The 12497-nt window shown below is 46.7% G+C and carries 14 protein-coding genes; 3 read left to right on the plus strand and 11 right to left on the minus strand.

The window, feature by feature from the left end; all coding sequences use genetic code 11:
- Positions 1-2: 2 nt before the first annotated feature.
- Positions 3-1016: a ribosome small subunit-dependent GTPase A gene (rsgA, locus tag C2755_RS07445; protein ID WP_215320530.1), complete on the plus strand. Its 1014-nt coding sequence runs from the start codon at positions 3-5 to the stop codon at positions 1014-1016.
- On the opposite strand, the gene C2755_RS07450 is transcribed toward rsgA, so the two are convergent.
- The 6 genes from C2755_RS07450 to rpsP all read right to left on the minus strand — a co-directional run bounded on the left by C2755_RS07450 (position 961) and on the right by rpsP (position 4937).
- Entirely contained in the window at positions 961-1920 is a 960-nt protein-coding gene (locus C2755_RS07450) for a CobD/CbiB family protein (RefSeq protein WP_215320532.1), read from the minus strand. The two genes, rsgA and C2755_RS07450, sit on opposite strands and share 56 nt — an antisense overlap.
- Complete coding sequence (locus C2755_RS07455) at positions 1917-2654, minus strand: CoA pyrophosphatase (protein WP_215320534.1); 738 nt, start codon at positions 2652-2654, stop codon at positions 1917-1919. Before C2755_RS07455 ends, C2755_RS07450 begins: the two co-directional genes overlap by 4 nt.
- Positions 2655-2718: 64 nt before the next feature.
- Positions 2719-3111, minus strand: coding sequence for a 50S ribosomal protein L19 (gene rplS / locus C2755_RS07460; RefSeq protein ID WP_072583649.1), 393 nt, complete (start codon positions 3109-3111; stop codon positions 2719-2721).
- 137 nt (positions 3112-3248) lie between these two features.
- On the minus strand, positions 3249-3995 hold the full coding sequence (gene trmD, locus C2755_RS07465) for a tRNA (guanosine(37)-N1)-methyltransferase TrmD (protein WP_215320536.1): 747 nt from the start codon (positions 3993-3995) through the stop codon (positions 3249-3251).
- A 35-nt stretch (positions 3996-4030) separates the two neighbouring features.
- Positions 4031-4597, minus strand: coding sequence for a ribosome maturation factor RimM (rimM, locus tag C2755_RS07470; RefSeq protein WP_215320537.1), 567 nt, complete (start codon positions 4595-4597; stop codon positions 4031-4033).
- A gap of 94 nt (positions 4598-4691) precedes the next feature.
- Positions 4692-4937, minus strand: a complete 246-nt coding sequence (gene rpsP / locus C2755_RS07475) for a 30S ribosomal protein S16 (RefSeq protein ID WP_011902362.1) — start codon at positions 4935-4937, stop codon at positions 4692-4694.
- Positions 4938-5218: 281 nt separating this feature from the next.
- Between rpsP and C2755_RS07480 the strand changes: the two genes are divergently transcribed.
- Together C2755_RS07480 and C2755_RS07485 are read left to right on the plus strand one after the other, a co-directional pair.
- Positions 5219-5692, plus strand: a complete 474-nt coding sequence (locus C2755_RS07480; RefSeq protein ID WP_215320539.1) for an META domain-containing protein — start codon at positions 5219-5221, stop codon at positions 5690-5692.
- 38 nt (positions 5693-5730) lie between these two features.
- Positions 5731-6177, plus strand: coding sequence for a hypothetical protein (locus tag C2755_RS07485; protein WP_215320541.1), 447 nt, complete (start codon positions 5731-5733; stop codon positions 6175-6177).
- 68 nt (positions 6178-6245) lie between these two features.
- Here the strand turns inward: C2755_RS07485 and C2755_RS07490 are convergent, their stop codons facing one another.
- From C2755_RS07490 to C2755_RS07510, 5 genes are all read right to left on the minus strand, one after another.
- Positions 6246-8033 carry an acyl-CoA dehydrogenase gene (locus tag C2755_RS07490; RefSeq protein WP_215320543.1) on the minus strand — a complete coding sequence of 596 codons (1788 nt, stop codon included), beginning with the start codon at positions 8031-8033 and terminating at the stop codon, positions 6246-6248.
- 44 nt (positions 8034-8077) lie between these two features.
- Positions 8078-9013, minus strand: a complete 936-nt coding sequence (locus tag C2755_RS07495) for an electron transfer flavoprotein subunit alpha/FixB family protein (RefSeq protein ID WP_215320545.1) — start codon at positions 9011-9013, stop codon at positions 8078-8080.
- A complete protein-coding gene (locus tag C2755_RS07500; protein ID WP_215320547.1) occupies positions 9014-9763 on the minus strand; it encodes an electron transfer flavoprotein subunit beta/FixA family protein in 750 nt (249 codons plus the stop codon).
- A gap of 84 nt (positions 9764-9847) precedes the next feature.
- On the minus strand, positions 9848-11500 hold the full coding sequence (locus C2755_RS07505) for an acyl-CoA synthetase (RefSeq protein ID WP_215320549.1): 1653 nt from the start codon (positions 11498-11500) through the stop codon (positions 9848-9850).
- A gap of 36 nt (positions 11501-11536) precedes the next feature.
- The gene (locus tag C2755_RS07510) at positions 11537-12457 is read right to left on the minus strand and encodes a histone deacetylase family protein (RefSeq protein ID WP_215320551.1); all 921 of its coding nucleotides are present in this window, start codon (positions 12455-12457) and stop codon (positions 11537-11539) included.
- Positions 12458-12497: the final 40 nt, after the last annotated feature.

Here is a 12497-nt window from a genome sequence, read left to right on the forward strand (position 1 = left end):
CGATGGAGCAATTTCATGCGCTATTGATTGCCTCCTACGGAAGGCATTATTTAGCGCAGCGTTTAATTGCAGATGCTGCTGATCAAGAATCACCTGATGGTCCATTAATACAAGTCAGCACTCCAGCTAAGCAACATATTGGCGCTGTGGGTGACCGTATGTTGCTTGAGATGACTTCGGCCGATCAAGCCCGCATTATTCAAATTGAACCCCGAGAAAATCTTCTCTATCGCTCAGATGCGTTTAAGAGCAAGCTAATTGCCTCAAATGTGGATCAAATCTTGGTGGTACTTGCCACTCAGCCTGCCTTCTCACCCGATCTTTTGGGTAGAGCAGTGGTGGCTGCTGAAGCTAATCAAATTGGTCTACATATTTTGCTCAACAAGTGTGACCTTACAGATAATTTAGAACACGCACGTAAAATTATCGCGCCCTATGCTCGCATGGGATATCAAGTCAGCGAAGTCTCTGCCAAATTTGATCCAGCCTCAATCGATTCATTACAGTCTGCCCTGCAGGGCAAGGTCTCTGTCTTTGTAGGCCAATCAGGCATGGGCAAGTCCAGTCTATTAAATGCCTGGATACCGAATGCTGCCGCACTGACCCAAGAATATTCAGTTCGCTTAGATACCGGCAAACACACTACTACTGCATGCCGTTATTTTGAATTGCCTGAGGCTTGGGGCAGAGATGCGACAGGCAAGCTTGGCGCCCTCATTGATTCACCAGGCTTTCAGGAGTTTGGTTTGGCGCACATGTCTGTTAGTGAATTGCAGCATGCCTTTAGGGAATTTAAAGACTTGCTAGGTAAGTGCCGCTTTCATAACTGCGCGCATTTGACTGAGCCAGATTGTGCAGTAAGAGAAGCAGTAGATAGAAATGAAATAGCGCCAGAAAGACTGGCGCTATTTAGACAGCTGCACTCGGATTCAAAAACAGCTGATGTACAAATTCAGGGAATTAGCCAAGCCAAAGAGCGATGGTCAGCATTATCAACAAAGCCATCCAAGCGATAACGAGACGCCACACCAATCCGACTGCAGAGCGCATGGTTCGTTCAGTAGGCTCAAGACCTACTTCATAAATAACTGGTTCACCTGCTTCGGCCATGCGTAAGGCTTCATCACTATCAGGCTCACTCATTGGCTCACCAAGGCGGACGCCCAATGCACCACTACCTGCTGCCAAAATTACTGCAGACAAAGAGTCTGACCATTTTTGGGTGAGATAGCGCCAGCCATATACAGCACCCTCGAAGTTACCCACAATGGCAAAGCCCATTGCGGTAATGCGCGCAGGAACCCAATCCAAAACGTAGAAGAAATGACGAGCGGATTCGCTGAGATTAAGGTCGCCACGCTCTGACCAACGTTGAGAGGCAATATCAGCCAAGCGGTAAAGCACAACACCTGCTGGACCCATTGGCATCATGAACCAGAACAGTACGCCAAACACGTGATGGTGTGAACCAATAATGGCGCGCTCTAGCGCCAAAGAAATCACTTCTGTCTCTGAGAGATTGGAGGTATCCAATTCTGAGCCATACCATTCACCCAAAGCAGCACGAGCTGCAGGTAAATCATGCGCTTCAATTGCTTCATGCACTGCAGTAAAAGAATGGCTGAACTGACGGAAGCCAAAAAACAAATAAGCGATGACGATGTTCCAAAGAAAACCTAAGATTGGATAAGTCACCATGCAAGTGACATACACAATGAAGACTAAGAAAGTAGGTAGTATGAAGGCTACTAAGCAAGCCATGCGAGCACCGATAGGGCTTGCACCGTCTTCAGTCTTGCCACCGAACTCGGCGGCGACCCAGTCTAACCAGCGAGCACATACACGTGCAATCCAATGGCTTGAAGTCACTGGGCGGTATTGCTCAGCAATAAGGGCGAAGAGAATAGAAAAGAAAGTCATACTTTTAATAAATGATAAAGGTTACGCAACATCCCCGCAGTGGCACCCCAAATAAAGCGGTTCTCATAAGGCATTGAATAAAAACGTCGTCCACCCTGCTCACTTTGCCACAATCTGACCTGATGATTGGCGGGATCCAACAAAAAACTCAGCGGCACCTCAAATACATCAGCCACCTCAAACTCATCTAAGACATATTCTGCCTGAGCTTGGACCAATCCTACTACTGGGGTGACGCTATAGCCAGAAACCGTTAAATACTGTGGCAAATGACCAATAATCTCCACTCGCCCAGGATCCAACCCGATTTCTTCTTTGCTCTCACGCAAGGCGGTGTCATTAGGGCTTTGATCCTCAGGATCCATACGACCCCCTGGAAAACTAATTTGGCCTGCATGATCGCGCAAATGATTGGTTCTTTGCGTTAGCAATACGGATAGGCCATCTTCCTTTAACAGCAGAGGAATCAGCACTGCTGCTTTGGTCACTTTTCCTACGGCTTGCCGCTTAGCAATAATGTCAGCAGCAATCACATGACGGTTTTCATCGGTAATCTCTGGCTCCCATTGAGGGGGTGAGCTCAGCCTAGCCCTTAAACCAGCTGGCTCCAAAAATTCTGGTGCTACCTTTTTTTCAGCCGAGCACACTGCATGAATCGGAATTGCTTGCGCATCAAATCCTGGAGGTGCAGCAACGTTGATTGCATTATCTTCAGGTGTTGAGTTCTTGGGCATATTCATATTCTAAGGCAACAAAAAAGGCGACCGAGGCCGCCTTTTTAAATCAAGCCAGCATTAATTATGCGGCTGGAGTTGCTACTGCTACTTTACGTGCAGGAAGCTTCTCTTTAATACGTGCAGACTTACCTGAACGATCGCGCAAGTAGTACAACTTAGCACGACGTACATCACCGCGACGCTTCACTTCAATGCTAGCGATCAATGGTGAGTAAGTTTGGAATGTACGCTCTACACCTTCGCCAGATGAAATCTTACGAACGATAAAGCTGGAATTGAGTCCGCGATTGCGCTTTGCAATCACAACACCTTCAAACGCCTGTGTACGCTTACGCGCACCTTCAACAACGTTCACACCAACAACTACTGTATCGCCAGGAGCAAAGCTAGGCAAAACCTTGTTAGCACTTAAGCGAGCAATTTCTTCTTGCTCAATTTTTTCAATTAAATTCATTTTCAATCCTTAAACATCGTATTAGCGTTTAATCCCGAGATCTAAATCAACGGACCTAACAGAGGATGCAGTTAAAACAATTTCACTAAACCAAAAAACTAAACCACCTATTCACCACTGCACACTACTGAAAGTATTTACAGAGAGCGAAGAAATTGTTCATCTTCTCGGGTTAGCAACCCTTTGGCTCTGGCCGATTCAATTAAGTCCGGCCTTAACCTGAACGTCAGCTCTAAAGACTTCTGCCGACGCCAATCCGCTATTTTAGCGTGATGTCCGCCCAAAAGCACGTCCGGGACGGATAAATTTTCATATATTTCAGGGCGGGTGTAGTGCGGATAGTCCAAAAGACCGTTCATAAAGCTATCCTGAGTGGCAGATTCGCCATCCCCAAGCGCCCCTGGGATCAATCGAATGACCGCATCCATCATGGCCATAGCGGGGATTTCGCCCCCAGAAAGCACAAAATCACCGATAGAAAGCTGTAAATCAACGTTTCGGTCAACAAAACGTTGGTCAATAGCCTCATATCGACCACAAATAAAGCTCAAATTGCCGTAACCCAGGATATCTGCCGCGATCTTCTGAGAAAAACGCTCACCCTGGGGTGCCAATAAGCAAATTGGGCCTGATTTGATGTTTGCCGCCTGATGGGCTGCCGTAATTCCGGCGACCGTATCTTCTAAGGGCTTGGCCATCATCACCATGCCAGGTCCGCCGCCATAAGCACGGTCGTCTACGGTTTTACGAGGATCAGAGCAAAAGTTACGAGGATTCCAAAGATGAACGCTGGCCAATGATTGTTCACATGCGCGACCAGTAATGCCCCACTGCGTTAAGGCAGAGAACATTTCAGGGAACAAGGTAACAACATCAAAGCGCATATCGGTAATTATTTTTGAAATTAATCTTTGCGTTCTTATTGCCAGTCAGACTGCCAATCAAGCGTAATCGTTTTATTGGGTAGGTCTACGTTTTGCACCACTTCCTTTACAAAGGGCACTAAGTACTTGATCGTCTTCGTTGATGCATCACCAATAGTAATAACACCATGAGCGCCATTCTCGGTAACATCAATCACTTCACCAAGCACTTCGCCTTGCAAATTTACTGCATTGCAGCCAATCAGATCAACCCAATAATAGGAATCACTTTCCGCTTTTGGAAAAGCGTCGCGCGCCACTAGGATGCGAGAACCTTTTAACGCGAGCGCCTGATCACGATCAGTTACCCCATCCAGAGTAAGCACCACATTACCACTATGCATCTTGGCGCTTTTCACTTTGTATTGAGTCAAAGACGCTTGCTCTGTATATACAGAAACGCCTGCATCCCGACGAGGGATAAGAGATAGCCAAACGGACTTAGAAGAGAGAAGTGCTACAGGTTCTGGTGAGTGAGGCCTAACCTTCACTTGTCCCTGCAAACCTTGCGCCTCAGAGATGGCGCCAAGTTCAATCAATTCATCTAGGGAAGGCGTACTCATTTGCAATGACACCTTATTTTCCCAAAATAAAAACTACTAGAAATTCTGTCACTAAAAGCTTCATCACATCGATGAAGCTTTTAGCAATCGAATATTAAACAGCTGGATTGTTTTTGATCAAACGAACTACTGTTGGGGAAATCTGCGCGCCAACACCAGTCCAGTAAGTCAAACGGTCTTGAGCAATACGCATTGCTTGCTCAGTTGCCGCTGCTTGTGGGTTGAAGTAACCGATACGCTCGATAAAGTTCGAGTCACGACGGTTGCGTTTATCAGTAGCAACAATGCTGTAAAAAGGGCGCTTCTTAGAACCGCCGCGTGCCAGTCGAATGACGACCATACTTATTCCTTAAAATCTAAAATGAAAACAGGTTGATTACAACCCAATGAAATTTCTACAAAAAACCTTGGGCTCCAGCTCACCAAATAAAGATAAGGTAGAGCGGAAAACCTCATATTCTAGACGAAAACCCCTACTTCTTCCACCTATTTAAGCATCTAAGACAGTAGAATAGAGTGTGTACTTAGATAAAATATACATTAAAAACAATAACTTAGGTAAATATGGTCCTTAAATCCAGACTTTTAGACTTCCTCAGAAGACCTTCAAAAGGGTTCTTTATGACACTTTCTTGCCTGAGTCTTGGACTTTTAAGCGGCTGCGCAAACGTCATCCCTCCATGTGGAGCCAAAATAAGCCCGCCAAGCAGCGAACTCAAAAATACCAAATGGGAGCTGACCCGCTGGAACTTACCCCCCAATAGCAATGGAGAGGTGCGTACCCGTCAAATTCCGCAAGGCGATGCCAGCAACCCGATTCAAATCATTTTTGATGCTAGCGGACAACGGCTGAGCGGCTCGACAGGATGCAATCGGTTTACTGCAACCCTTGATGAAGACGCCCGCGGTTTTTCTCTCAAGCAAATCGCTAGCACCAAGATGGCTTGCAGCCCACAGCGCATGGAATTGGAAAATGATTTCCTCTACGAATTAAATGACTATCGCAGCATTGTGCGCAATGGCGATCAATTACTAATGATCGGCACCGATCGTGAAGTACTCAGCTTTACTCAAAAACCAAACAACAATAAATAAGCTTCACATTATTCATTAGCAATATCATTGAAAGATTCATGAAAAAATCCAAACTTCTTTTTTGCGCACTCGGATTACTCATTCCCGGCAGCGGCCTCAATTGTTTGTATCTACAAGGGCTTAAATCTTTTTGGGCATGGGTTCAGCTATTTGCCTTGATAGGTGGCGCAGTAGGCTGGGTCATTCTCAAGGACACCCACTTTCATTCCGCGCCAGGATGGGTGCTCGTTACTTTTGGTTTTATGGCCATCGAAGCAAGCTGGTTAACCACTATAACCTTTGGTCTTCGCTTGGATGAGAAGTGGGATGCCCAATTTAATCCCGGCATTGAAGAACAACGACGCAGCCGCTCTGGCTGGCTCGAGATACTGACCGTGATTTTCTCTTTGGTATTGGGAGCTGGTGTGATGATGACTTTTTTAGCAGTCTCATTTGAGCAATTCTTCATCTCTCAAATCTATGAAGCAAAAAAGCTATCCCAGTAATTGCAGATAGCTTTCATTTTGCAAAAGCCGCTCTTAAGAGCGGTTTTTTTATTCTCTTTTGCGTCCCTTTAGAACTGCTCTACTTCTAGGGCATTAGTAGAGTGACCGCTTTCAACAATTGACGTTGCTAGAGCTTGCGCTTGAGGCATGAGATTCTCAGCAAAAAAACGGGCTGTAGCAATCTTTGCATCATAGAATTTTGGATCGCCATCGCGCAGACGCTCGGAAGCTAGGAGCGCCCTTGCCATTTGCCAGCCGCCCAATACCAAGCCAGATAAGCGCAAGTAAGCACAGCTACCAGCATAGACAGCTTTGATATCTGTCTTTGCATTCGTAACGATGTATGCGACGGCCTGCTCGAAGGCGGCGTGCGCTGAGGTGAGTTGCTTGAGCACCGCTTTAGCATCAGGGCTTCCACTGGCAGCTAAATCTTTTTCAGTAGCGGCAATTCTTTGTGAAAGCTCTTTGACAATCGCCCCACCATCACGCACTGTTTTTCTACCAACCAAGTCATTCGCCTGAATTGCAGTAGTGCCTTCATAAATCGTCAAGATGCGGGCATCACGGTAATACTGCGCTGCGCCAGTTTCTTCGATAAAGCCCATGCCACCATGCACTTGAACTCCTAGACTAGCCACTTCAATCGACATTTCTGTTGAGAAACCTTTGACAATCGGCACTAGGAATTCATAGATAGCTTGATTGACTTTACGCACTGCCTCATCTGGAGCAGCATGCTGAGCGTCATAAGCAGAAGCAGCGTAGTAGGCTAATGCACGTGAGGCTTCTGTGTAGGCGCGCATAGTCATGAGCATACGCTTTACATCCGGCTGATGAATAATTGCAACTGGGCCTGGTGAGCCAGCTAAGTCACGACTCTGTACACGATCTTTTGCATATTGAACTGCCTTTTGATAGGCACGCTCCGCCACCGCTACACCTTGCATACCTACTGCAAAGCGAGCTGCATTCATCATCACGAACATATATTCAAGACCGCGATTTTCCTCGCCAACTAAGTAGCCGATTGCGCCACCATGATCACCAAATTGCAGAACGGCAGTCGGGCTCGCTTTAATGCCTAACTTATGCTCAATCGAAACACAATGTACATCATTACGCTCACCTAATGAACCATCTTTATTCACCATAAACTTCGGCACTACAAATAATGAAATACCCTTTACGCCCTCTGGCGCATCAGGTGTTCTGGCTAACACCAAATGGATAATATTCTTAGCCATATCGTGCTCACCATAGGTGATATAGATTTTGGTACCAAAAATCTTGTACGTACCATCGCCCTCTGGAACAGCGCGTGAGCGAACCATCGCAAGATCAGAGCCAGCTTGCGGCTCAGTCAAATTCATTGTTCCAGTCCACTCACCAGAAATCATCTTTGGAACATATTGCTCCTGAAGTTCTGGGCTAGCAGCAGTTAAGAGAGCTTCAATAGCACCATCGGTAAGTAATGGGCAGAGTGCAAAAGAAAGATTGGCTGCATTCACCATCTCCAAACAAGCAGTGGAGATCAATTTTGGCAAGCCTTGACCGCCAAACTCTGCCGGATGAATGACGCCTTGCCAGCCAGCAGCGGCGTATTGCTCAAAAGCCTGTTTGAAACCAGGGGTGGTTGTCACTACACCATCTCTTAAGGAACTTGGGTTTTGATCACCAGCCCAGTTAAGGGGCGCCACTACATCTTGATTAAATTTGGCCGACTCTTCCAAGATCGCAGGGGCTAAATCTACATCTGCACCCGCATCAGCATAAGCAGGATAGGCAACGACATCCGAAAGCCCAGCTAATTCATTCATTACAAACAGCATGTCTTTCACTGGGGCTACGTATGACATTACAACTCCTCTTTATTCAGTTTGTTACTTAACTAATCTACGATTCAACCAAGTGCTTTTGTTAATTCAGGCACGGCAGTATTCAAATCCGCAACCAAGCCATAATCAGCAACACCAAATATTGGCGCCTCTGGATCTTTATTGATTGCGACGATCACTTTGGAATCTTTCATGCCAGCCAAATGCTGAATGGCCCCTGAGATACCTACAGCAATGTAAAGCTGAGGAGCAACAATCTTGCCGGTCTGGCCCACTTGGTAATCATTGGGAACGTAACCAGCATCCACCGCTGCACGGGATGCGCCCAAAGCAGCACCGAGCTTGTCAGCCAAAGGTGCAATGAGCTCCTGATACTTTTCACCGGAACCTAAACCGCGACCACCAGAAACAATAATCTTGGCGGCGGTCAATTCTGGGCGATCCGATTTAGTCAACTCACGGCCAACAAAGGAAGATTTGCCAGCAGATTCAGCGGCAGCTTGTTTCTCAACTGCTGCAGAACCGCCAGTGGCAGTTACTGGATCAAAACCCGTTGTACGGACAGTAATGACTTTTACAGGATCAGCAGATTGCACGGTAGCAATTGCATTGCCTGCGTAGATCGGACGCTCAAAAGTATCTGCAGAGATGACTTTAGTAATGTCGGACAATTGAGCCATATCTAACTTAGCAGCAACGCGTGGCAATACATTCTTACCATTAGCAGTTGCAGGAGCGAGGATATGACTGTAGCCATTTGCAATGGAGAGGATCTGCGCAGCCAAAGGTTCAGCCAATTGATCAGCCAAATTAGCGGCATCAATTTGAATGACTTTGCGTACACCAGCAATTTGAGCTGCGGCAGCTGCGGCAGCATCAGCACTGCTACCAGCAACGAGAACGTCCACCTCAGGAGAGCACTGCAAAGCAGCTGCAACGGCATTTAAGGTTGCCGCTTTTAATGATTGATTGTCGTGTTCAGCAATAACAAGTGCGGCCATTTAGATCACCTTCGCTTCATTTTTGAGTTTTTCTACAAGGGCTGCTACATCAGCAACCATTACGCCAGCAGAACGCTTTGGCGGCTCCTCTACTTTAAGTGTTTTCAGACGTGGGGCAATATCGACACCCAATTCTTCAGGCCTCACGATATCAATCGTTTTCTTCTTGGCCTTCATGATGTTCGGCAAAGTGACATAGCGTGGTTCATTCAAGCGCAGGTCAGTGGTAATCACTGCCGGCAAAGTTAGTGCAATCGTTTCTAAGCCGCCATCGACTTCGCGAGTCACAGTGGCCTTGCCGTCTGCAACCACTACTTTGGAGGCAAAGGTAGCTTGAGGAATATCCAACAAGCTTGCCAGCATCTGACCGGTTTGATTGCTGTCATCGTCAATTGCTTGCTTACCGAGAATGATGATTTGCGCTTGCTCTTTATCAGAGAGCGCCTTGAGAATCTTCGCTACTGCTAAAGGTTGTAGCTCTGCATCTGTCTCAACCAGGATGGCGCGATCCGCGCCAATTGCTAATGCAGTGCGGAGAGTTTCTTGACACTGGGTTGCACCAGCACTAACCACTACCACCTCACTGGCCACACCTGCCTCTTTCAAGCGTACTGCCTCCTCTACTGCGATTTCATCAAAGGGATTCATACTCATTTTGACGTTTGCTAAATCAACCCCAGAGTTGTCTGATTTCACCCGAATTTTGACGTTGTAATCAACAACGCGTTTTACAGCTACTAAGACTTTCATCCCTCAAACCTCTCTAATATATAAATCGAGGATAAACCCTCTAAAAAAGCACGATCGTTTTATTTTACCTGAATATTTGCCAAATTAAACATCAATTGCGGTGGCTGAACCCGCCTGCTTCCGAAGCTCAAACTTCTGAATCTTGCCAGTCGAGGTCTTCGGCAGCTCACAAAACACAATGGCTCTAGGAACCTTAAAGCCTGCTAAATGCTGCTTACAGTGAGCAATAATCTCCTCGGCAGTCACTTCTGAGCCAGGTTTAATTTCCAAAAAGGCACAAGGCGTTTCACCCCACTTAGGATCAGGCTTAGCAACCACTGCAGCAGCGTTAATAGCTGGGTGTCGATAGAGTACATCCTCAACCTCTACAGATGAAATATTTTCACCTCCAGAAATAATGATGTCTTTGCTGCGGTCCTTCATCTTCACATAGCCATCTGGATTCATTACTGCTAAGTCACCTGAGTGGAACCAGCCGCCTTCAAAAGCTTCTTGAGTTGCCTTTTCGTTTTTTAGGTAGCCCTTCATCGCGATATTGCCCTTGAACATAATTTCGCCCATGGTCTCACCATCCGCTGGGACGGGCTTCATTGTTTCTGGATCAAGAACAGCGATTGCTTGTTGCATGTGATAACGCACACCTTGACGCGCATTTAAGCGAGCACGTTCACCGATATCCACAGCATTCCACTCATCTTGTTTGACGCACACAGCTGCCGGTCCATAGGTTTCAGTCAATCCATAGACATGAGTTAAATCAAATCCTAACTTTTCCATGCCCTCAATAATGGATGCAGGTGGTGCGGCGCCCGCGATCAAGCCTTTGACGCCTGTGGGCACTCCCACCTTCAACTCATCAGGCGCGTTGACTAATAGGTTATGCACAATGGGTGCTGCGCAGTAGTGCGTCACACCATGTTCTTTAATGGCCGCAAAAATATTTTGCGCATCAACCCGACGCAAGCAGACATTAATGCCAGCGCGAGCGGCAATCGTCCATGGAAAGCACCAACCATTGCAATGGAACATTGGCAAAGTCCAGAGATAGATGGGATGCTTATTAATATCCCAGTCCAGCACATTGGAAACGGCATTAATTGCAGCGCCACGGTGGTGATACACCACGCCCTTAGGATTACCAGTGGTACCAGATGTATAGTTCAAACAAATCGCTTGCCACTCATCTGCAGGAACCTGCCATGCAAAGTTGGGATCGCCTTCAGAAAGCAATTTCTCATAAGTGAGCGCCCCCAATTTCTCGCCCGGCACATCAAATTCTTTTTCTTCGACATCCACCACCAAGAAATCACGACCAGAATCTTTCTTAGCAATCTCAAGCGCTTTTTTCATCACCCCTGAAAATTCAGGATCAACAATGACTACCTTTGCCTCACCATGGTTCAGCATAAAGGCCACAGTCTCTGCATCCAAACGCGTATTTAGGGCATTTAAAACCGCGCCCGCCATCGGAATACCAAAGTGGGCCTCTACCATTGGAGGGGTGTTAGGCAACATCACTGCCACCGTATCGCCCAAGCCAATACCGTGTTTTTGCAAAGCACTAGCCAAGCGACGGCAACGCTCATAAGTTTGCCCCCAAGTCTGACGCAACTTCCCATGAATAACGGCAGTTTTATTGGGGTAAATTTCTGCGGAGCGCTCTAAAAATAAGAGCGGAGTAATTGGGGTGTGGTTAGCTGGATTACGAGCCAAACCTTGTTCATAAATATTTGCCATCTTCAGCTTTCTATTTCTGTTTTACTAAATTCTTCATTAAATATCTGCAAGCGCCTTGATGTGAGCCACTACGCTGCGGCCTAATGCCGAGAGGTTATAACCACCCTCTAAGCAACTAACAATGCGTCCTTGCGCATAGTCGCTAGCAATTTCTTTTAAACGTTTGGTAATCCAGACATAGTCATCCTCTACCAAGCCCATCTGACCCAAATCATCCTCGCGATGAGCATCAAACCCTGCTGAAATCATAATGAGCTCAGGCTCAAAATTACGCAAAGCTGGCAACCATTGCTCTTCCACAATGGAGCGCACCACATCACCCCGAGTCGCAGCGGGCAAAGGCACATTCACCATATTGTTAGCATGATCAAGGCCGCTGTATGGATAAAAAGGGTGCTGGAAGAAGCTACACATCAAGACATTAGGGTCATTGAAAAAAGCAGCTTCAGTACCGTTGCCATGATGGACATCAAAATCAATGATGGCGACACGCTCAATGCCGTATGTTTCCATTGCATATCGCGCAGCAATCGCCACGTTATCAAATAAACAAAAACCCATAGAACGCGTTGGCTCCGCATGATGTCCTGGCGGTCTTACGGCACAAAATACGTTCTCAACCTCACCCTTCATCACAGCATCTACGCCTGCAATAGCAGCGCCTGCCGCCCTGAGTGATGCTCTATAAGTATGAGGATTCATGATGGTGTCACCATCGAGCATGAAATACCCACTCTCTGGGGCACGATCCCGAACAAAAGATACGTGGTCAGGACTATGGACCAATTCCAATTGGTCTTCGGTTGCCAATGGCGCATCTAAATGATGCAAAAATTGATCAACACCGCTGCGAATCAGCTGATCATTAATCGCCTGAATTCTCTCTGGACACTCTGGATGATGGCTTCCCATCTCATGTTTCAGAAAGTCTGGATGAGTTATGTATCCTGTTGTCATTACTCGAAATCCTCAATAGCAAATTTGTAATTTTTATAAT

This window comes from Polynucleobacter sp. MWH-S4W17, assembly GCF_018687535.1.
Classification (GTDB): domain Bacteria; phylum Pseudomonadota; class Gammaproteobacteria; order Burkholderiales; family Burkholderiaceae; genus Polynucleobacter.

Excerpts from the sequence above, each read along its gene's own strand:
- C2755_RS07505 (WP_215320549.1), bottom strand. The coding sequence starts at position 11,500 with ATGGCAAATATTTATGAACAAGGTTTGGCTCGTAATCCAGCTAACCAC.
- C2755_RS07480 (WP_215320539.1), top strand. The coding sequence starts at position 5,219 with ATGACACTTTCTTGCCTGAGTCTTGGACTTTTAAGCGGCTGCGCAAAC.
- rplS (WP_072583649.1), bottom strand. The coding sequence starts at position 3,111 with ATGAATTTAATTGAAAAAATTGAGCAAGAAGAAATTGCTCGCTTAAGT.
- C2755_RS07510 (WP_215320551.1), bottom strand. The coding sequence starts at position 12,457 with ATGACAACAGGATACATAACTCATCCAGACTTTCTGAAACATGAGATG.
- C2755_RS07495 (WP_215320545.1), bottom strand. The coding sequence starts at position 9,013 with ATGGCCGCACTTGTTATTGCTGAACACGACAATCAATCATTAAAAGCG.
- rsgA (WP_215320530.1), top strand. The coding sequence starts at position 3 with ATGGAGCAATTTCATGCGCTATTGATTGCCTCCTACGGAAGGCATTAT.
- C2755_RS07490 (WP_215320543.1), bottom strand. The coding sequence starts at position 8,033 with ATGTCATACGTAGCCCCAGTGAAAGACATGCTGTTTGTAATGAATGAA.
- C2755_RS07455 (WP_215320534.1), bottom strand. The coding sequence starts at position 2,654 with ATGCCCAAGAACTCAACACCTGAAGATAATGCAATCAACGTTGCTGCA.
- trmD (WP_215320536.1), bottom strand. The coding sequence starts at position 3,995 with ATGCGCTTTGATGTTGTTACCTTGTTCCCTGAAATGTTCTCTGCCTTA.
- rimM (WP_215320537.1), bottom strand. The coding sequence starts at position 4,597 with ATGAGTACGCCTTCCCTAGATGAATTGATTGAACTTGGCGCCATCTCT.
- C2755_RS07500 (WP_215320547.1), bottom strand. The coding sequence starts at position 9,763 with ATGAAAGTCTTAGTAGCTGTAAAACGCGTTGTTGATTACAACGTCAAA.
- rpsP (WP_011902362.1), bottom strand. The coding sequence starts at position 4,937 with ATGGTCGTCATTCGACTGGCACGCGGCGGTTCTAAGAAGCGCCCTTTT.
- C2755_RS07450 (WP_215320532.1), bottom strand. The coding sequence starts at position 1,920 with ATGACTTTCTTTTCTATTCTCTTCGCCCTTATTGCTGAGCAATACCGC.
- C2755_RS07485 (WP_215320541.1), top strand. The coding sequence starts at position 5,731 with ATGAAAAAATCCAAACTTCTTTTTTGCGCACTCGGATTACTCATTCCC.